Annotated in this window: 19 protein-coding genes and 1 pseudogene; 17 read left to right on the forward strand and 3 right to left on the reverse strand. The window is 48.3% G+C overall.

Going from position 1 to position 17,435, the window contains the following annotated elements:
* Nucleotides 1-8: 8 nt before the first annotated feature.
* The gene (locus ACWAU4_RS06120; RefSeq protein ID WP_342177935.1) at nt 9-527 is read left to right on the forward strand and encodes a hypothetical protein; all 519 of its coding nucleotides are present in this window, start codon (nt 9-11) and stop codon (nt 525-527) included.
* Between the two features lie 54 nt (nt 528-581).
* Here the strand turns inward: ACWAU4_RS06120 and ACWAU4_RS06125 are convergent, their stop codons facing one another.
* Together ACWAU4_RS06125 and ACWAU4_RS06130 are read right to left on the reverse strand one after the other, a co-directional pair.
* The gene (locus ACWAU4_RS06125) at nt 582-1,256 is read right to left on the reverse strand and encodes an endonuclease (protein WP_454290495.1); all 675 of its coding nucleotides are present in this window, start codon (nt 1,254-1,256) and stop codon (nt 582-584) included.
* 105 nt (nt 1,257-1,361) lie between these two features.
* Entirely contained in the window at nt 1,362-1,964 is a 603-nt protein-coding gene (locus tag ACWAU4_RS06130; RefSeq protein ID WP_191786210.1) for a hypothetical protein, read from the reverse strand.
* Nucleotides 1,965-2,331: 367 nt separating this feature from the next.
* Between ACWAU4_RS06130 and ACWAU4_RS06135 the strand changes: the two genes are divergently transcribed.
* From ACWAU4_RS06135 to ACWAU4_RS06195, 13 genes are all read left to right on the forward strand, one after another.
* A complete protein-coding gene (locus ACWAU4_RS06135; RefSeq protein ID WP_454290496.1) occupies nt 2,332-2,658 on the forward strand; it encodes a hypothetical protein in 327 nt (108 codons plus the stop codon).
* A gap of 15 nt (nt 2,659-2,673) precedes the next feature.
* The gene (locus ACWAU4_RS06140; protein ID WP_149519280.1) at nt 2,674-3,093 is read left to right on the forward strand and encodes a single-stranded DNA-binding protein; all 420 of its coding nucleotides are present in this window, start codon (nt 2,674-2,676) and stop codon (nt 3,091-3,093) included.
* A 79-nt stretch (nt 3,094-3,172) separates the two neighbouring features.
* Nucleotides 3,173-3,991, forward strand: a complete 819-nt coding sequence (gene bet, locus ACWAU4_RS06145) for a phage recombination protein Bet (RefSeq protein ID WP_011788511.1) — start codon at nt 3,173-3,175, stop codon at nt 3,989-3,991.
* Between the two features lie 286 nt (nt 3,992-4,277).
* On the forward strand, nt 4,278-5,294 hold the full coding sequence (locus tag ACWAU4_RS06150) for a YqaJ viral recombinase family nuclease (protein WP_000862954.1): 1,017 nt from the start codon (nt 4,278-4,280) through the stop codon (nt 5,292-5,294).
* Between the two features lie 209 nt (nt 5,295-5,503).
* The gene (locus ACWAU4_RS06155; protein ID WP_054104226.1) at nt 5,504-6,463 is read left to right on the forward strand and encodes an AAA family ATPase; all 960 of its coding nucleotides are present in this window, start codon (nt 5,504-5,506) and stop codon (nt 6,461-6,463) included.
* A gap of 2 nt (nt 6,464-6,465) precedes the next feature.
* Entirely contained in the window at nt 6,466-7,230 is a 765-nt protein-coding gene (locus ACWAU4_RS06160) for a hypothetical protein (RefSeq protein WP_454290567.1), read from the forward strand.
* 98 nt (nt 7,231-7,328) lie between these two features.
* On the forward strand, nt 7,329-8,282 hold the full coding sequence (locus ACWAU4_RS06165) for a DUF3150 domain-containing protein (protein WP_000027441.1): 954 nt from the start codon (nt 7,329-7,331) through the stop codon (nt 8,280-8,282).
* Nucleotides 8,283-8,343: 61 nt separating this feature from the next.
* Nucleotides 8,344-8,784 (forward strand): hypothetical protein, encoded by a 441-nt coding sequence (locus ACWAU4_RS06170; RefSeq protein WP_024015929.1) that lies wholly within the window; start codon nt 8,344-8,346, stop codon nt 8,782-8,784.
* A gap of 69 nt (nt 8,785-8,853) precedes the next feature.
* Nucleotides 8,854-10,509 (forward strand): VWA domain-containing protein, encoded by a 1,656-nt coding sequence (locus ACWAU4_RS06175; RefSeq protein ID WP_454290497.1) that lies wholly within the window; start codon nt 8,854-8,856, stop codon nt 10,507-10,509.
* An 86-nt stretch (nt 10,510-10,595) separates the two neighbouring features.
* Entirely contained in the window at nt 10,596-11,093 is a 498-nt protein-coding gene (radC, locus tag ACWAU4_RS06180; protein WP_000791199.1) for a RadC family protein, read from the forward strand.
* Entirely contained in the window at nt 11,093-11,434 is a 342-nt protein-coding gene (locus ACWAU4_RS06185) for a hypothetical protein (RefSeq protein WP_001014426.1), read from the forward strand. The genes radC and ACWAU4_RS06185 overlap by 1 nt, the downstream gene beginning before the upstream one ends.
* 91 nt (nt 11,435-11,525) lie before the next feature.
* On the forward strand, nt 11,526-12,599 hold the full coding sequence (locus ACWAU4_RS06190; protein ID WP_454290498.1) for a DUF7146 domain-containing protein: 1,074 nt from the start codon (nt 11,526-11,528) through the stop codon (nt 12,597-12,599).
* Nucleotides 12,600-12,688: 89 nt separating this feature from the next.
* Nucleotides 12,689-13,396, forward strand: a complete 708-nt coding sequence (locus ACWAU4_RS06195; RefSeq protein ID WP_454290499.1) for a hypothetical protein — start codon at nt 12,689-12,691, stop codon at nt 13,394-13,396.
* Nucleotides 13,397-13,602: 206 nt separating this feature from the next.
* Here ACWAU4_RS06195 and ACWAU4_RS06200 read toward each other — a convergent pair.
* Nucleotides 13,603-13,911, reverse strand: a pseudogene (locus ACWAU4_RS06200) (response regulator); the annotation flags it as partial.
* Between the two features lie 316 nt (nt 13,912-14,227).
* Here ACWAU4_RS06200 and ACWAU4_RS06205 point away from each other — a divergent pair.
* The 3 genes from ACWAU4_RS06205 to ACWAU4_RS06215 all read left to right on the forward strand — a co-directional run bounded on the left by ACWAU4_RS06205 (nt 14,228) and on the right by ACWAU4_RS06215 (nt 17,433).
* Complete coding sequence (locus ACWAU4_RS06205; protein WP_188740515.1) at nt 14,228-16,552, forward strand: heavy metal translocating P-type ATPase; 2,325 nt, start codon at nt 14,228-14,230, stop codon at nt 16,550-16,552.
* Nucleotides 16,553-16,882: 330 nt separating this feature from the next.
* A complete protein-coding gene (locus ACWAU4_RS06210) occupies nt 16,883-17,155 on the forward strand; it encodes a CopG family ribbon-helix-helix protein (RefSeq protein ID WP_019677808.1) in 273 nt (90 codons plus the stop codon).
* A complete protein-coding gene (locus tag ACWAU4_RS06215) occupies nt 17,152-17,433 on the forward strand; it encodes a type II toxin-antitoxin system RelE/ParE family toxin (RefSeq protein ID WP_019677809.1) in 282 nt (93 codons plus the stop codon). The genes ACWAU4_RS06210 and ACWAU4_RS06215 overlap by 4 nt, the downstream gene beginning before the upstream one ends.
* The last annotated feature ends 2 nt before the right edge of the window (nt 17,434-17,435 follow it).

Consider the following 17,435-nt stretch of genomic DNA (forward strand, 5'->3'; position numbering starts at 1 on the left):
AGGTATTTATGGCTTGGTGGTTCGCTGCTCCTCTTGTTATATGGGGGGCAAAAAAAATATATGATGCTGTTACTGAAGATGATGAGCCATCATATAGCTCAAGTTCAAGTAGTACACTATCTTCTGCGAAGTCTACTCGTACAAAGTTAAGGAAAAAACTCATACGAGAAGCAATACTTGAGAATAGGAAGTCGCTAATATCAAAGGCTTTTAGTGATAGAGAGTCTGAACTTGTTAAGTTGGATGGCTCAAGTAAAGCCGATGCGATCTTAGACGTTTCCGGTTTTAATGCGGCTTTAGGTAATTTGTCTAGCACTGTAAGGTTGTTAAATCCTACTTATAGTGAGAGTTTTGGGGAAATTGATGGTTCGTTGTTGGTTTTCACAGATTTAAACTCGGAGGTCAACAATGTTGCCAAAAAAGCTGACGATGAATATGGTTCAATGGCGGGCATTGATCACTACAATGAATACGATAGATCCATAGATCCATTCGTAGCTAAGTTGCAAAGTGAGATTTCAAGATAAATACAGTAAAAATAGTGGAAATCTAAAATAGGGGCATACTGCCCCTATTATTATCTATTTTATATGGTGGTTTTTATTGCCTTGTAAGGCTTTAATTCGATTGTCTCGTGTAATTTCCCATTCATCAACAGTGTCCATTCTTGACCAAGCTTCAAATAGTTGAGTTTGTTGCCTGCTTAGTCTTAGGCCGTATTGATCACGCATGTAGAAATAAATTCTAGCAATATCACCCTGACGGTTAGCTGGTGGTTCTGCTCGGCGGTCTTTAAAATCAACTTCGAAATCACATTGACCGTAGGCTCTTGGTTCATTCGGAATCATGCCAAATCGAAAATTTGATCTATCCCCATTGAGCTCTCCTACTGATGGTACAAGGTTATGGAGATCCGACACCATTTTAGAAAACTCAGGATCATTCTTTTCACAGTTCCGACGACCACCATTTTGCCAGCATTGGCGTTGATGGCCAATTTCCCAAGCTGAGACAACGTGCTCCCACTCTAAGCGTTCTCCTCGTTTCGGTTGCTTCCTTGGTTCATATCCGCAAGATGTAGCATCAATCGCACCATCATTGTTATAGCTACATCCACAGTAAAACGTACTCTGGTTGTATTGGTAAATTTCTCGGGCAAATCGTTTTGCCTGGCTGAACGATGTTGCGTGTTCTGCAAATGCAGGGATAGCGAACAGTGCTATTAAGAAGGTAACGAAAAAATTAGTTCTATTCATGTAGCTTGGCCAAAATGACAGTTAAATTCATTTTAATGATTTTGATAGAAAATACAGCAAGATGAAGAGCCCCTTCGAGAGGGGCCGTGTGATGGGAGCCGTTGGCTAGTTGGCGGGGGTATCTGTTTCCTCTTCAGTGATATCGTGATCGGTTGACGGCACCGCTTGTTCAACCTCTGCTTCTTTACCCTTCGCTTGGGCTGATTTTCGAGCTCGAATTTCGATATCAATAATGCGTCGAGCCAGTTTGATGATGCGCTGTTGCCATGCGTAGTTACCATCAACACGTTGCTTGTTGCTAAGCACGCTAGACAACCAGAGTGTGTCCATTGAGATCATCAACGCATCGAGTTTGCGCACTAAGCCAACAAACTGGCCAACTTGGGGCGAGCTTATTTTGGCGTTGAAGGTAATTGGGTCGGTGTAGTCAGGTACTTCATCGATGCCGTTGGACTCCATCAGTTTGTCCAAACGAGCTTGTTCGCTGTCTACCGCCTTAGCGCAATCTTCGATCAACTGGCTTATGATCTGTTCCACTTCATCAATTTCGTTCTCATCGCCAATGATGCGCAGGATGACATCGATTCCGTAAAGCGCACTTACCGTCCGTCTAAAAACACGGTCAACGACACGTTGCGCTTGTAAGCTATTAATTGTGAATGATTGTTCAAAGATGGGTTTTGAGTAATTGGGTTTTGCTTGGGCCATAAGTTTGCTCCTGATATGACAATAATCAGTCCCTAGCCTAATCCTCTGTGAGGTAATGGCCTTTCAGCTAGGTGGAAGAATTGAGCATCTTTCTAACTATCCTGTCTGGATAAGACGGTTACACTGACTATCAAATATTGCTGATCTGTTTCAGTGATATCTGCGCCTGAGAGCATGAGCTCAAAGGAAGCCCGCCGCTGAGTTTTCTCAGTGGTACTAAGAGGTAGCTAGCCTCCTTAAACAAATAGCCTGCATGTTTTTACATGCTCAACCATGCGTTCCTTACGGTTCGCCTTTTCACCACCCAGCTGGGGGAGTTTTCCCCAGTTGGGGGTGACTCCTTCAAAACCAACTTAAGGAGTCACCAATGGAATATATCTTCGGATTTATTATCCAAATCGCAGGCATCATGTTGCTTGCAAAACTGAGCCGGTCGCTTTTGCGATTGCTTGCTCATCAAAGCGTGCGCCCGTTTCAATTTTTACTTACTCAAATCAAGCGATTGCTCACACCAACACCAAAACGTCGTCCAATGGCAGTGCCTAAAGCTCCTGGTATGCCCCGTTTGACATCTGCGTTTTACAAAGAGCCACATCAGTACGACATGGCTTTACTCGAAATACCAACCTATCTGCGCCGTCAGTCTTCGTTGCCCAGCCGGGTAGAAGCAACTGTGTGCACAGAATTCAACTAAGACGAGGAGAACATCATGAAAAACCAAGTAACACTCATAGGCTACGTTGGCTCTGAGCCAGAGACGCGAGCCTATCCATCAGGCGATTTGGTGACCAGCATTTCGCTGGCCACTTCTGAGAAATGGCGCGACCGTCAATCCAATGAGCTCAAAGAGCATACGGAATGGCATCGGGTCGTTTTTCGAGATCGTGGTGGATTTAAGTTAGGGCTAAGGGCAAAAGATTTAATCCAAAAAGGAGCGAAGCTTTTTGTTCAAGGGCCTCAGCGCACGCGCTCATGGGAGAAAGATGGCATTAAGCATCGATTGACCGAAGTGGACGCGGACGAGTTTCTGCTTCTTGATAGTGTGAACAAAGCATCTGAGCCATCACTGGCGGATGATGCGGGCTCCCAAACTAATTGGGCACAAACTTATCCTGAACCAGATTTTTAACCGAGCAAAAACGCTTTAACCCAGCCGGGAGTACTTTCCCGTCAGGGGCAGACTCCCACTTTGATTGTCGGAGTCCATAATGGAAAAACCAAAGCTAATCCAACGCTTTGCTGAGCGCTTTAGTGTCGATCCAAACAAGTTGTTCGATACCCTAAAAGCAACAGCATTCAAGCAACGTGACGGTAGTGCACCGACCAATGAGCAGATGATGGCGCTCTTGGTGGTTGCAGATCAGTACGGCTTGAACCCTTTCACCAAAGAGATTTTTGCGTTCCCTGATAAACAAGCTGGAATTATTCCAGTGGTAGGTGTCGATGGATGGTCTCGCATCATCAATCAACACGACCAGTTTGATGGCATGGAGTTTAAGACTTCAGAAAACAAAGTCTCCCTAGATGGCGCGAAAGAATGCCCTGAATGGATGGAATGCATCATCTATCGGCGCGACCGTTCGCACCCAGTCAAAATCACTGAGTATCTGGATGAAGTCTATCGACCGCCTTTTGAGGGTAACGGCAAAAATGGCCCTTACCGTGTAGATGGTCCATGGCAGACGCACACTAAGCGAATGCTAAGACATAAATCCATGATCCAGTGTTCCCGCATTGCGTTTGGCTTTGTGGGAATTTTCGATCAAGACGAAGCGGAGCGAATTATCGAAGGCCAAGCAACACACGTTGTTGAGCCATCTGTGATTCCACCCGAGCAAGTTGATGATCGAACCCGAGGGCTTGTTTGCAAGCTTATCGAGCGGGCGGAAGCTTCAAACGCTTGGAATAGTGCATTGGAATATGCCAATGAACATTTTCAGGGTGTTGAACTGACGTTTGCGAAACAAGAAATATTTAATGCACAGCAACAGGCAGCCAAAGCGCTCACACAGCCTTTAGCTTCTTAGCGCCACGCATTCATTTTACTAACCCTGGCGGGATTTTTCTCCCGTCAGGGGGAAGGTCTCGTCTTTTTTTTGGAGATCTTCCATGACTAAATCAGCCTCATTTTTTCGCTTGGTATTGGTTGTTGCCCTTGTCGTAGGTTCGATTCAAGCCGGTATAGCGGCAATTGATTCGGTTCACGCGAGTGTTGTTCAGCACCAAACAGCGTTAGTACAAGCTGCAAAGTAACCACTTAACCCTGAAGGGGAATTCTCTCCTTCGGGGGAGTCTCCCCTCAAAGGAGACAATATGAAGGTTATCGACCTATCACAACGTACTCCTGCATGGCACCAGTGGCGCATTGCAGGGGTTACGGCATCTGAAGCCCCAATAATTATGGGGCGCTCACCCTACAAAACACCTTGGCGATTATGGGCAGAAAAAACTGGATTCGTATTACCGGAAGACCTGTCGAATAATCCTAATGTGCTTCGCGGTATTCGGTTGGAGCCTCAAGCAAGGCGAGCATTTGAGAATGCGCATAATGACTTTCTTCTGCCGTTATGTGCAGAAGCCGATCATAACGCAATCTTTCGAGCTAGCTTTGATGGCATCAACGATGCGGGCGAACCCGTTGAACTGAAATGTCCTTGCCAGTCAGTTTTTGAGGATGTGCAAGCTCACCGAGAACAAAGCGAGGCGTACCAGTTGTATTGGGTGCAAGTTCAGCATCAAATACTGGTCGCCAATAGCACGCGTGGTTGGTTGGTATTCTATTTTGAGGATCAACTGATTGAGTTTGAAATACAACGAGACGCGGCGTTCTTAACTGAATTGCAAGAAACGGCGCTTCAGTTTTGGGAGTTAGTTCAAACTAAAAAAGAACCGTCAAAATGCCCTGAACAAGATTGCTTTGTTCCCAAGGGTGAAGCCCAATACCGCTGGACATCGCTGTCTCGGCAATATTGCTCAGCACATGCCGAAGTGGTCCGACTGGAAAATCACATTAAATCTTTGAAAGAGGAAATGCGAGACGCTCAGTCAAAATTGGTCGCTATGATGGGTAATTACGCTCATGCGGATTATGCTGGGGTCAAACTCAGCCGCTACATGATGGCGGGCACGGTGGACTATAAGCAATTGGCCACCGATAAATTAGGCGAACTGGACGAACAGGTTTTAGCCGCTTATCGAAAAGCGCCACAAGAGCGGTTGCGTATCAGCACCAATAAGCCAGAGCAGCCCGTTGAAACACCAATCAAAATCAGCCTTGAGCAAGAAAACTTGGTTCTGCCAGGTGACTCGCCGAGCTCATTTTACTTTTAACGTTTACTTGGAGCCGATTTCGGCTCCTTTCTCATGCGCTTATATCGAGTGCATCAGAAAGCAGTTTCACTCGTAGCCCATGCTGGGTACGAATGATAGAGCGAGCTGAACTCTTACATACACAGCCATACCACAATCAACATACCACCCGACGGGGACTTCATTCCCTGCTGGGGCATGGGGCCTCGTCAAAACTGATGAGGTTTACCATGACTGAACAATCCCCATTTTTGGTTCAAGTGAATCAAGCGTTTAATGTCCCGGCTCCTGATACTTTCGTTCTGGAAGGATATGGTGCCGACACTACCCATCCAAACATTCCCGTTCGCAAGGACGAGTATGTTTTTAGAAAAGAAGACTTACGTGACGTATTGGCGTTCTTGTCTCACCCAGACGGTGACGGTTTGTATATTACAGGCCCCACGGGATGCGGGAAGACCTCGCTAATTTGCCAAGTTGCTTCTCGATTGAATTGGCCTGTTCAGCAAATTACTGCGCACGGTCGATTGGAATTGTCCGATCTTATCGGTCACCACACACTGGTTAATGGCAACATGACCTTTGTGTATGGACCGCTGGCACTGGCTGTCAAGCATGGCCATTTGCTGATCATTAATGAAATGGATCTTGCTGAGCCTGCTGAACTGGCTGGGCTCAATGACATTTTGGAAGGTGCTCCGTTGGTCATCGCACAAAATGGCGGTGAGATCATCATGCCACATGCCAAGTTTCGTTTTATCGCAACCGGCAACAGTGCGGGCAGCGGTGACCAAACGGGCTTGTATCAAGGCGTGCTTCAACAGAATTTGGCTTTTCTTGATCGCTTTAGAATCATCGAAGCGACCTATGCAGAGCCTTCTGTAGAGGAAGCCATTCTGGAGAACGTTGCGCCGGGCTTGCCAGAAGTCTTTCGCCAGAAAATGGTGAAAGTGGCTGGTGACATTCGTCGTCTCTTTATTGGGGGCGCGGATGGCGGTGCTGAGCTTAGTATCACCATGTCCACTAGGACCTTGGTGCGCTGGGCAAAGTTAACACTTGCTTTTAAAGGCGCTCCTAACGCAGTGGAATATGCACTGATTCGGTCTTTGACGGCTCGTGCTGAGTTGGAGCAACGAGAAGCCATTCACCGTATTGCCGCTGATGTCTTCGGTGACCACTGGGAGGATTGATGATGGAAAAGTGCTTTGCTCTTTACCGTTACAGTCATTCTGATGGGACAGCCAAAGAATGGGCCATTTACGTTGGATCAGATACCCTGGAGATTGAAGTTCGGTTTGGAAAAGCAGGTCAATTGTCGCAGCAGCGATTGATTGACTCGACTGATCCTAACGCTGAAGCAGACCGACGAATCAATGAGAAAATCAACAAGGGTTATCGATTTGTTGGACAAGTCGGCATTGATCATCAAGGGCGGCCATTTGAACTCTCAAATGCGCTTGATAGCGTCGCGTGCGCCAATAACGTCAGTTGGGAGTTTCGTACTCGCAAGGACGTCAATGGCCAAATCTCGCTGGCGCAAAAAGCGTTGTTCGATATGGCAAAGCTGCTTGAAGCCTATGGCTTGGCTGTTATTGATGATAACCAGGTCAGGATTGGGGAATGGTCATTAGGGTTTTGCAAAAGCGGATTACCTAGTACCAATCAAATCAGCATTGTGTCAGGTGAAGGCGCTGGCATTGTTAACACGGATGATGGCCCGTGGCCATTGTTGCTGTTACTGGCCTTTAAGCGTCAATTACCACCTCTGTGTTCGCTCACAGTAGCGAGTCCTGAAGGGATAGAAGTATCCGACCAACTGAAGTTGGAAAAAGATGTATTGAGGTTATTAGGCAGTGATTTAGAGCGGGTTCGCTCGATAGCTGAAGCACTGGACTTAATGCCTGTGAAAATCGATCTCAACCAATCGTCGCCTGATTCGCAAAATTACTATTTCTGATAGTGGTATTGCCATTAGCGCGTCAACTACTACCACCCAAACGGGGGCCATTGCTCCTGTTGGGAGTGGTGCGTCCCCATCTCGCATGAGGATGCACTATGAGTATTCAAACCCTCGACAAACTTTTGATTTGTCACATCGACTGTTCCATCTGGAGCGGTAGAAAAAAACTAAGGCCTGAAGATTTCAGACTAGCCAATGGCAGCCAACTTCCACCGAAGGATGTTGCCAGCTTAGGGAGTAAAAAAATTTGCGACCCTGAGGCATTGGCGAACTTTGAAAGGCTTAAGAAAGAAGCGCAGCGCTTGTGTGAGCAAGTCGGTGTGCGGTTTTTAGGTGGCTATGCCGTCCCTGAAGACCGAATTGATCAGATTGTTCCAGAGCTTGACCGGATCGGTCAGGAGTTTGCGCAGTGCAAGCAGTTGTTCTTGGACAACTATGATCAGGTGACGTTTGACTGGGTTGCAAAACACCCGGAATTTGCAGATGCAATCCGGCGTGCGCTGTCACCCATCGAAGACGTGGAACAACGGCTTCAGTTCGATTATGCCATCTATCGAATGCAACCGGCTGAACAAGCTGGTGGCTTAGATGACAAGGTCAATGGCATGGGACACACCCTCTTTAGGGAGGTGGCTCGTGATGCCAATGAACTGTTTGAGCGTTCCGTTGCAGGTAAGAATCAAATCAGCCAGCGAGCCCTTAATCCTCTGAAGCGGTTAAGAGACAAGTTGGATGGTTTGTCATTCCTGGATCATCGAGTCCAGCCGATGGTCGAAGCGATGGACAATTTATTTGTTCGTCTGCCGAAGACCGGCCCTGTGACAGACAATCTCTATCACGAACTAATGGCGACCATTTTAATTTTGTCTGATCCAGACAAGATGAGAATGCACGGTGAAGGTCAATTGGATATCAGACAACTGATGCCCAAACCTGAACCTAAACCCGCACAGCCAGTATCTGCTCAGGCAGATAACTTACGTGCAATACCACAACCAACCGTCAGACCAAACCTTGGTTCGACTGTACCAAACTCATTTTATTTCTAACGTCCTTGAGGGCATGTTGCCCTGAAGGGCGCATGTCCTCTGAACTATGTAAGAGGAAATTATGCAATCAACCATCCATAACCCCAGCCAACTGAACCAGTTTGAAGCACATTTTCGTGGTGTGACTGATGCTGTTGAAAGTGAATCGATACCAGAAGTGGCGTGTTGTCGAACGTTAGTACAACGGTCGTACTCAACACATAGTGTCGTGATCCCCAAGAACCCTGTTTTGATCGCAGATGCGGACGCACAAGGAGCTTGGGTAACGGCCATGGTATTTGTTCCAAACATGGCATTGCAGCAAACCGCTTTTGAGCGGGCCTGGCTGCAATATCAACACGAGGTGTCTACTCAGTTACAAGACCAGTACGGTCTGACATTGGATGACATCCTGAGTTTAGACCAGCTTAAAACGTCATTTGAGCAGCACGAGAGTCCAGCTCAATTGGTGGCTTGGTTAGGTCAAAAATACGATCTGGATAAGCTAAAAGCACAGGTTTAAACACTTACATTCCCAGCGGGGAAACGCTCCCGCTGAGGGAGTATTCCCCCTAATGATTAGGAGACTCCCATGAATCATCCATTAAAAAACGCACTGCCAATCGTTGCCGCCGCTTATGGCGAAAAGTTTGGTGTGAAGGTGCTTATTCAAGGACAAGATGCGTTTACCGATGGTGAGCGGATTGTGATCCCAACAGCAAACCCAGACGACCCACACTATCAACAGATAGCTTGGGGTTATCTGGCTCATGAAGCGGCGCATATTCGGCATACCAATTTTGACATGGTGCAGAAGGCGTCGTCCAAGCCGATCCGTAAGGCACTTCTCAATATCATTGAGGATGTTCGCATTGAAAACGAATTGGCAAAGGATTACCCCGGAACCCGGCGCAGTATTTCGCAAGTGATTGAGTACATGGTGGACACACAGCAAATGTGTGTACCTGAACAGCTTGAGCCTGCATCTAACTTGCAAGCATGGTTGTTGTTCCGCTTGAGATGCCATTTTCTGGGCCAGAAAGCGCTGACGCCTTTGTATCAAGCAGTCGATGAAAGAGTGAGACAACTCTTTCCTGCCGCAGCGATGAGCCGGTTAAGCGCCATGCTGACAGCAGTGCCTAGCCTAGCGTCTACAGGTGAAGTGCTAAAACTTGTCGATGCCATCGTTGCCATGTTGGAAGAAGAATCTCGTCCACCACAGGATGAGTCGGATGCTGATAGCGGTAATGACATTGGACAAGATGCGAGTAATGACAGCAATAACAGTAGTGACAGTCAAACCCCGGAAGCAGACTCGTCTGCAATGGGGGATGCTGCTGAAACGGGGGATTCAGATAACTCTGATCAAGCTGACAATTTGCGACAAGCCTTAGAGGCCAGTGCCGCTCAGTTTGAACCCGATACCTTTGCCCAAGTGGCAGAAGTGTTGTCGGAACAAGCTGAAGGACATCAGGGTGTCACTCCACTCAGTTTGCCCCAAGCAGAGCAAGCTATGTTGGGTGATGAGGCCATCTTGACCTTATCGGCGTCTGAGTCCGCTCAAATTCGAGCCCGACTTAGGGGCATGGTTCAGTCCAGTCAGGACAATCGGAATCATGCCAAAAGGCACGGTCTTCGAGTTGCAACCCATCGTCTTGCCGCTTCACAAGCAGGTGAGTCGAGATTGTTTATTCAAAGGCAACCTCGCATTGCGCCTAATGCTGCTGTGCACTTGCTGGTCGATATATCGGGTTCAATGGGTAAACCCATTGGCGAAGGTAATCGAAAGTACTTTCATGTTGCCAATGAAGCAGCTTTGGCTTTAGCCATGGCACTGGAAGGCATACCGGGTGTTGTGCCTGCGGTCAGTTATTTTCCTGGTATTCATCAGGAAGTTTCTATCGCGTTATTGCCCAAGCAATCGGTTCGACATCGGGCCGCCTGGTTTGACCAAAAACCACGAGGTTGTACGCCTATGGCACAAGCGATGTGGTTTGCGGCAAACAGTTTGTTAGCGCAAAAACAGAAGCGAAAGCTAATGATAGTGCTAACGGATGGTGACCCAGATGATTGGGCTGCCACGCATGACATTGTTGACCGGTGCAGACGCAGTGGCTTTGAGCTACTGGGGATCGGGATTCAAACACGCAGTGTTGAGAAATTCTTTCCTCAAAGCATTGTGATTAATGACCTCAAAGATCTGAAGCGTGAGTTATTCGAAGTAACACAACAACTGTTAATTCAGTAACCACATCAATTTTACCACCCTGCGGGGACGATTCCGTCCCCTTCAGGGCATGGGTTCGTCTCCGCTTTTTTTTTGGGGAGACTCCTATGAAAAACAAAAAGTTCTTAGCTGGCGAAGAAGCCGGTACTTACATCGTTCCTGAGCAAGTGACTGAAGCGGATATCTTAGATATGGCGCTCAAGCTTGCCCGTGGTCGATTGAGTAAAGGTCGCAAAATTGAACAGCCATCGTCGGCGTTCTCATACCTGCAAACACTGATGCACGAGTATGAGCACGAGGTTTTTGGTGTGCTGTTTCTTGATACAAAGCATCGCGTCATTCGATTTGAAGAGCTGTTCAAAGGCACTTTAGATGCGGCGAGCGTGTATCCAAGGGAAGTAACAAAACGAGCGCTAGAACTTAATGCGGCAGCAGTGATATTGGTTCATAACCATCCATCGGGTGATCCTGAACCCAGTGAAGCTGATAAACGCATTACTCATCGACTCCGTGACGCCTTGTCACTTGTTGATATTCGAACGCTTGACCATGTTGTGGTCGCATCCGAGGGCTGCGTTTCGCTTGCCGAACGCGGTTATCTTTAATGAATGGGCGCATTGCCCATTCTCCTACATCACAAAAGCATTCCCATCAGCACACATCAGCACAGCTCGAATTTCTATTTGAGTTTGATGATGCCCCTATCACTTGGTCTGACACGGAAATCTGGCAGTTACGCGAAGGCATTCTATTGGATGCGATCCGTGTATTGCTAGACGGTCGTGTCAGTACTCGATTGCGAAAGGATGTGTTGTCGTGGATTCAAAATGACGAATTAACGCCATTTTGCTTTCGTGTTTGCGCAATGGCTGCGGTTGTCGATCCTGATGTGCTTCGTGACTCCATCATGTGGCTATTAAGACGACATGGTATCCAGCTTGACTAACGTTCCTGCATTAACCAAACGGCTCAATGCAGGCCCAGAGCTGACTTTTCTCACTTGTGGTAGGAGTCGGCTTTTTACTTAAGGAGGTTATATGGCGTTACCTTTACAAATTGAAACAGTAAGGCCATATCTTAATGGCCAATGGCTTCAAGTATTAGCGGTATTGGTGCCAGAACTTGATGCCGCCATTGCTCGAAAGGGCCGTCATGTGGCTTGTCCTGTTCATGGCGGTCGTGATGGCTTTAGGCTATTCAAAGATGCTGAATATACCGGAGGTGGCGTTTGTAACACCTGCGGTATCTTTCATGATGGTTTTGAACTGTTGTCTTGGATTAATGGATGGAACTTTGCTCAGTCTATTGAAGCAATCGGCCAGGTTCTTGGTATTCAACCCGGACAAATACAAGCGCCTATTCGGCCAATACCGAGTAACGCAGTTGATTGGAAGGCTAGAAAGCAGGACGAGGACAAAGCGATTATCCATCGCTTGAATCAAACCTGGGGAGAAACGTTTTCTCTTGCAGATACTCGTGCGCAACCAGTTTGGAACTACATGCATCGTCGTGGCATTGTTACCCGGCTTCGTCCTGAATGGGATTCGGTGCTGAGGTATCATCCAAACTTGCCTTACCATGATGAAGATGGCTTGTTTATCGATAGCTACCCAGCGCTGCTAGGTAAAATCGTTACTCAGCAAGGGCGTTCGGCCACGTTTCATCGGATCTACCTAAGTGAAGATGGATTCAAAGCGCCGGTTGAAAGGCCTAAAAAGATGATGCCGATACCAAGTGACAGAACAATCACAGGTGGTGCCATTCCGATTGGTGAGCCTGGTGAGGTACTAGGTGTTTCTGAAGGTATCGAAACGGCTTTAGCGGTTACCAGAGCAACGGGACAAACATGTTGGTCGGTTGTGAATGCAACCCTACTGGCTAGGTTTGAACCACCAAGTAATGTGAAAATGCTGTACATCTGGGCAGATCATGATCTCTCTGAGACCGGCCTGAATGCAGCGAATGAACTCAAGAAAAAAGCCTGGCAGAAAGGCATTCTGACACAAGTCTTGATCCCTCCGATACCAACGTCACTTGGCGTGAAAAGTTGGGATTGGAATGATGTGCTGAATGTTTACGGTGCCATGGGCTTTCCGAAAGTTCATATCTGATCCAAGGGGCTTCGGCCCCTTTTTTTACGCCTTGCATATTTGAAAAAACATGGAGAATGAAAAATAGAGAACCAATAGGAGAAACAAACATGATGGTATTAACCCTGTTAACAAAGCAGATTGATGGTGAATTTACGGTTTACTGGAAGACCGGCCTTCGAAGAGGTGGTGAGCTAAAGGTCGATTTAGGTGAGCAATACGACAAGCTACCTGAGCAGCAAAAGCCAATTGCAGCTGAGCTTTATGCTATTCATCACCTACTGTCAGTGAAAGAGGTGATGGGGAGTAACCGAAGCGGTAATGGGCTTCAAATCCGGGTCAGTAAAGGAGCCATCAAAAAGTTACAGAAACAACGCTCAACTCAGCATTCACTTTACAGCCTGACTAGGTTCTTGCTCACCCGCTACCAAGAAGCACAGATATCGGTAGAAAAACGGGAAGAATGGCTCTCCCATTCCTTCGAAGAATACTGCGTCGATAATGCTACCGTGAGAGAAATCGATGAGGTCATCAATGTGCCAAGTATTGGGCCTGTCGTGGTGACTCGTCATGCACAGGAACGGTTTGTGGAACGGCTTTCAGACGGTGTACCTAAGCATCCTTGGAAGGCTTTGTGCTCAAAGCTGCTATGTTCTGCGCTAACTAAAGCCCAGTTACCAGAAAGCGTCACTATCCAAAAAGCAAAAAAATATGCACAAGAGGCCGAGTTCTGGCAATACATGGGGAGCAAGATGTACTTTGTTATGGTTCCAAGTGGCTCAATTAAAACTTTGGTTACGGTTTTTGCAGTTAAGTGAGCTAATGTAGTATTCGCACTTTATGAATATTACTTATGTGCCAATAGCAGAAATTCACTGAGATTCGATTAAATCGGAGCTTTTCACTGAAAGCGGACATTCGGCACGAGTTAAGCGAGACGAACTTTGGAGCATTTAAAGTTAAGTCGAATTTGCAGGTTAACTACCCTCAGGCACAAAGCAAAAATATTTGTACCCATAGATTGCCAAGGCTTGACCAGATAGTCGTCCGCTCCCAATTCCAGACCCTTGACCCGGTCTTCTACACTGTCCCTTGCGATGAGAAATAACACAGGCGTGATGGATCTGGCCTCTCTCAATGACTGCATAATTCGCCAGCCATCCACATCAGGCAGCATTACATCAAGGACAATCAAGTTATACGAGCCGGTAATCGCCAGGTGGTGACCATCGAGCCCGGTCCGGGCGAGATCTACCACAAAGCCGGATTCCATGAAGCCCTGCCGGATATAATCCCCAGTTTTTACTTCATCTTCTACGATGAGAATCTTCATCGTTCCACTCCGCTCTACAGTTCAGGCCAAGGAAGCCAGTCCATTTCATTGTCGTCAATATCAATTTTATAGTCTGAAATCTGCCCACAACATGACCAGAAAATGACAAATATGTAATGTTGGTGGCCGGAAGCTAGGTTATATCGGTGAGAAAAGCGTTGTTCGCATAACATGACTAAAATGTAATGCTTGCGGGAGCAGCCTGGTCATCTTTAACTAATAAGTTTATGGTATCATGATTCATGTAATCTCCTCCTTTAAGAAGCCGCAAAAAACGCGGCGCAAACTGCCTGCTTATTTGAAAAGGTGCTTATCCATGGGTCACGATAATTCTGAGTCTCATTGTCATCACCATACACCCTCCCACACGGGCTCAGGGCTTACAGACCCGGTCTGCGGCATGGGTGTAACGGCAGACTCTGCCCAGCATGTTGAGCATGCGGGTAAAACTTACTACTTCTGCAGCACCAAATGCATGAATAGATTCCAGCATGACCCTGAGAAGTTTCTTTCACCAACCCCGCCACCTCCCTCGGAAGCGGTCAAAGGCACAATTTATACGTGCCCGATGCATCCGGAAATACGTCAGGACAACCCCGGAACCTGCCCTAAATGCGGCATGGCACTTGAACCCCTGATGCCCAGTCTGGAAGATGACAATCCCGAGCTGGACGATTTTTCCAGGCGATTCTGGTGGACATTGCCTTTTACCGTCATTGTCACGGTGCTTGCCATGTTTGGGCCACAGCTTGGCTGGTTCGAGATGGCGACGCAAACGTGGATAGAGCTTGTACTGTCGCTTCCCGTGGTGCTGTGGGCCGGACAGCCGTTCTTCGTACGGGGTTGGCAATCAGTGGTCAACCGCAGTCCCAACATGTGGACGCTCATCGGCTTGGGTACCGGTGCCGCCTTCGTCTACAGCTCGCTGGCAACCGTAGCTCCCGGTATATTTCCGGAAACATTCATGTCCATGGGGCGTGTGGCGGTTTATTTCGAAGCCGCAGTGGTGATCATTTCCCTTACGCTGTTTGGTCAGGTGCTGGAGCTTCGCGCGCGTTCCCAGACATCCGCTGCCGTCCGGTCATTGCTCGGTCTGGCGCCCAAGACGGCCCGCCGTATCAATGCAGACGGAACAGAAGAAGATGTACCGCTGACGCATGTGCATGAAGGTGATCGTTTACGCGTACGTCCCGGTGAGAAAGTTCCTGTCGATGGCATTGTTGAAGAGGGTGCAAGTTCTCTCGATGAATCCATGTTGACTGGTGAATCGTTACCCATCAGCAAGCGCCCGGGTGACAAGGTCATAGGGGCAACGATGAACACCTCTGGTGCACTTGTGATCCGGGCGGAGAAAGTCGGCTCGGCCACTGTGTTGTCACAAATTGTCCAGTTGGTGGCTCAGGCCCAACGCTCTCGGGCGCCGATGCAACGGATGGCTGATTTGGTGGCGGGTTACTTTGTCATGGCGGTGGTAGCCATCGCCATCCTCACCTTGGTCGTGTGGGGCATGTTCGGCCCGCAGCCAAGCTGGGTCTATGGCCTGATCAATGCGGTCGCTGTTCTGATCATCGCTTGCCCTTGTGCGTTGGGGCTCGCAACGCCCATGTCAGTCATGGTTGCTACCGGACGAGGCGCAACCCAGGGTGTTCTGTTTCGTGATGCAGCAGCAATAGAAAATCTGCGCAAAGTCGATACGCTCATCGTAGACAAGACCGGCACCTTGACAGAAGGCCGACCCGCATTCGATCAGGCTGTTTCCGCTGGCGAGTTGGACGCCGATGAAATCTTGCGCCTGGCTGCCAGCCTCGATCAAGGCAGCGAGCATCCTTTGGCTGACGCTATTGTCAGCGCTGCGCGCGAACGTAATTTGGTGCTCAGCCCAGTGGACGACTTTGACTCGGGTAGCGGCATAGGCGTACGGGGCAAGGTTGAAGGCAAAATAATGCTGTTGGGCAACACTGCGTTCATGCAGCAGGATAACGTCAATGTTGATGGCCTGGCTGCCACCGCTGAGGGATGGAGGATAAAGGGTGCGAGTGTGATGTACCTGGCGGTTGACGGCACACTGGTCGGCCTACTCGCCGTTTCCGACCCCATCAAACAGAGCACCCCTGAAGCGGTACAGGCGCTCAAGGCCGCGGGAATCAGGGTCATCATGGCTACTGGTGACGGTATTTCAACGGCAAAAGCGGTCGCCGAACAACTAGGCATAGACGAAGTTCATGGCGAAGTGAAACCGGCCGACAAGCTGAATCTGGTTGATAAGCTTCAATCAGAAGGTTGCATCGTTGCGATGGCGGGCGACGGCATCAACGATGCCCCGGCACTGGCCAAGGCGAATGTCGGTATCGCTATGGGAACCGGGACGGACGTAGCGATGAACAGTGCGCAAATCACCTTGGTAAAAGGAGACCTGCGGGGTATCTCGATTGCCCGGGACCTGTCAAACAAGACTGTTCTCAATATGAAGCAGAACCTTGGTTTTGCGTTCATTTATAATGCGTTAGGCGTTCCACTGGCTGCTGGCGTCCTGTACCCGTTTGCCGGGTTGCTTCTATCACCCATGTTTGCAGCCCTGGCGATGAGTCTGAGTTCAGCGTCCGTTGTATTCAACTCGCTGCGGCTTCGTGGTTCCGTTTAAGCTGGATACGTCGAGGGGGTAGCGGAAAATGGCGAGTCTCTACTCGCCATTTTTCTTCGGTTTTTCGGGTAAGGGGATTAAATGGTTGATCTTACCTTTGCATGAGAGTGAGGCAAACCGGCATCTCATCGGATTATCTGGTTGGACATTCGGGGTCAGATCCAGCTGTTGTTCTCACTGCAACAATTGCATTGATATGCTTAACGGGCGAAATAAGTGGAGTCAGACAAAAATTAAATAACTGAGACCCCGTGCCGCTTCACCGTTAAATTGCGTATCTGATCTAAGCTGACTACAATGTATTACATTGTTTTGCTAAAGGTGAAAAGCATGAGCGTGACGACAGTTCGCTTACAAGCCGAGGTTGAGCAGCAGTTGGATGCTATCGCTAACAGGCTTAATCGCAGTAAAGGCTGGGTGATTAATCAGGCCTTAGCGGAATACATAGATAAGCAGCAGTTGGAGCTAGCTCGCTGGCAACAAACCCTGGATGCTATGGAATCTGCAGCGCAGGGAAAAGTGGTGGACGCCGGTGAAGTGCACAACTGGTTAAGCAGCTGGGGAACGGAACATGAACAGGCTGCACCGGGATCGGTTAAGTGAAATTAGTTTATACCGATGAGGCTATCGGCGATTTAAAGCGTTTACGGCAGTTTATCGCCGTGCATAATCCAACCGCCGCCAATAGAGTAGCTGCAGAGTTAATAAGTAAAATTCAGCTGTTGCCAGCCTTTCCTAAGCTCGGCACTCCGGTTGCGCTGGCGCCTGTGCCGGATGTCATTCGTGACATCATCTTTGGCCACTACGTTGTGCGTTATTCATTACATAGCAACACCATTATTATTCTGCGGGTATGGCACGGGCTTGAAAATGAACGCTAACC

The sequence above is a fragment of the Shewanella sp. FeAMO genome (assembly GCF_053653955.1).

Excerpts from the sequence above, each read along its gene's own strand:
- ACWAU4_RS06125 (WP_454290495.1), bottom strand. The coding sequence starts at position 1,256 with ATGAATAGAACTAATTTTTTCGTTACCTTCTTAATAGCACTGTTCGCT.
- ACWAU4_RS06210 (WP_019677808.1), top strand. The coding sequence starts at position 16,883 with ATGAGCGTGACGACAGTTCGCTTACAAGCCGAGGTTGAGCAGCAGTTG.
- ACWAU4_RS06195 (WP_454290499.1), top strand. The coding sequence starts at position 12,689 with ATGATGGTATTAACCCTGTTAACAAAGCAGATTGATGGTGAATTTACG.
- ACWAU4_RS06130 (WP_191786210.1), bottom strand. The coding sequence starts at position 1,964 with ATGGCCCAAGCAAAACCCAATTACTCAAAACCCATCTTTGAACAATCA.
- bet (WP_011788511.1), top strand. The coding sequence starts at position 3,173 with ATGGAAAAACCAAAGCTAATCCAACGCTTTGCTGAGCGCTTTAGTGTC.
- ACWAU4_RS06140 (WP_149519280.1), top strand. The coding sequence starts at position 2,674 with ATGAAAAACCAAGTAACACTCATAGGCTACGTTGGCTCTGAGCCAGAG.
- ACWAU4_RS06155 (WP_054104226.1), top strand. The coding sequence starts at position 5,504 with ATGACTGAACAATCCCCATTTTTGGTTCAAGTGAATCAAGCGTTTAAT.
- ACWAU4_RS06175 (WP_454290497.1), top strand. The coding sequence starts at position 8,854 with ATGAATCATCCATTAAAAAACGCACTGCCAATCGTTGCCGCCGCTTAT.
- ACWAU4_RS06170 (WP_024015929.1), top strand. The coding sequence starts at position 8,344 with ATGCAATCAACCATCCATAACCCCAGCCAACTGAACCAGTTTGAAGCA.
- ACWAU4_RS06165 (WP_000027441.1), top strand. The coding sequence starts at position 7,329 with ATGAGTATTCAAACCCTCGACAAACTTTTGATTTGTCACATCGACTGT.
- ACWAU4_RS06135 (WP_454290496.1), top strand. The coding sequence starts at position 2,332 with ATGGAATATATCTTCGGATTTATTATCCAAATCGCAGGCATCATGTTG.
- ACWAU4_RS06190 (WP_454290498.1), top strand. The coding sequence starts at position 11,526 with ATGGCGTTACCTTTACAAATTGAAACAGTAAGGCCATATCTTAATGGC.
- radC (WP_000791199.1), top strand. The coding sequence starts at position 10,596 with ATGAAAAACAAAAAGTTCTTAGCTGGCGAAGAAGCCGGTACTTACATC.
- ACWAU4_RS06120 (WP_342177935.1), top strand. The coding sequence starts at position 9 with ATGGCTTGGTGGTTCGCTGCTCCTCTTGTTATATGGGGGGCAAAAAAA.
- ACWAU4_RS06150 (WP_000862954.1), top strand. The coding sequence starts at position 4,278 with ATGAAGGTTATCGACCTATCACAACGTACTCCTGCATGGCACCAGTGG.
- ACWAU4_RS06185 (WP_001014426.1), top strand. The coding sequence starts at position 11,093 with ATGAATGGGCGCATTGCCCATTCTCCTACATCACAAAAGCATTCCCAT.
- ACWAU4_RS06160 (WP_454290567.1), top strand. The coding sequence starts at position 6,466 with ATGGAAAAGTGCTTTGCTCTTTACCGTTACAGTCATTCTGATGGGACA.
- ACWAU4_RS06205 (WP_188740515.1), top strand. The coding sequence starts at position 14,228 with ATGGGTCACGATAATTCTGAGTCTCATTGTCATCACCATACACCCTCC.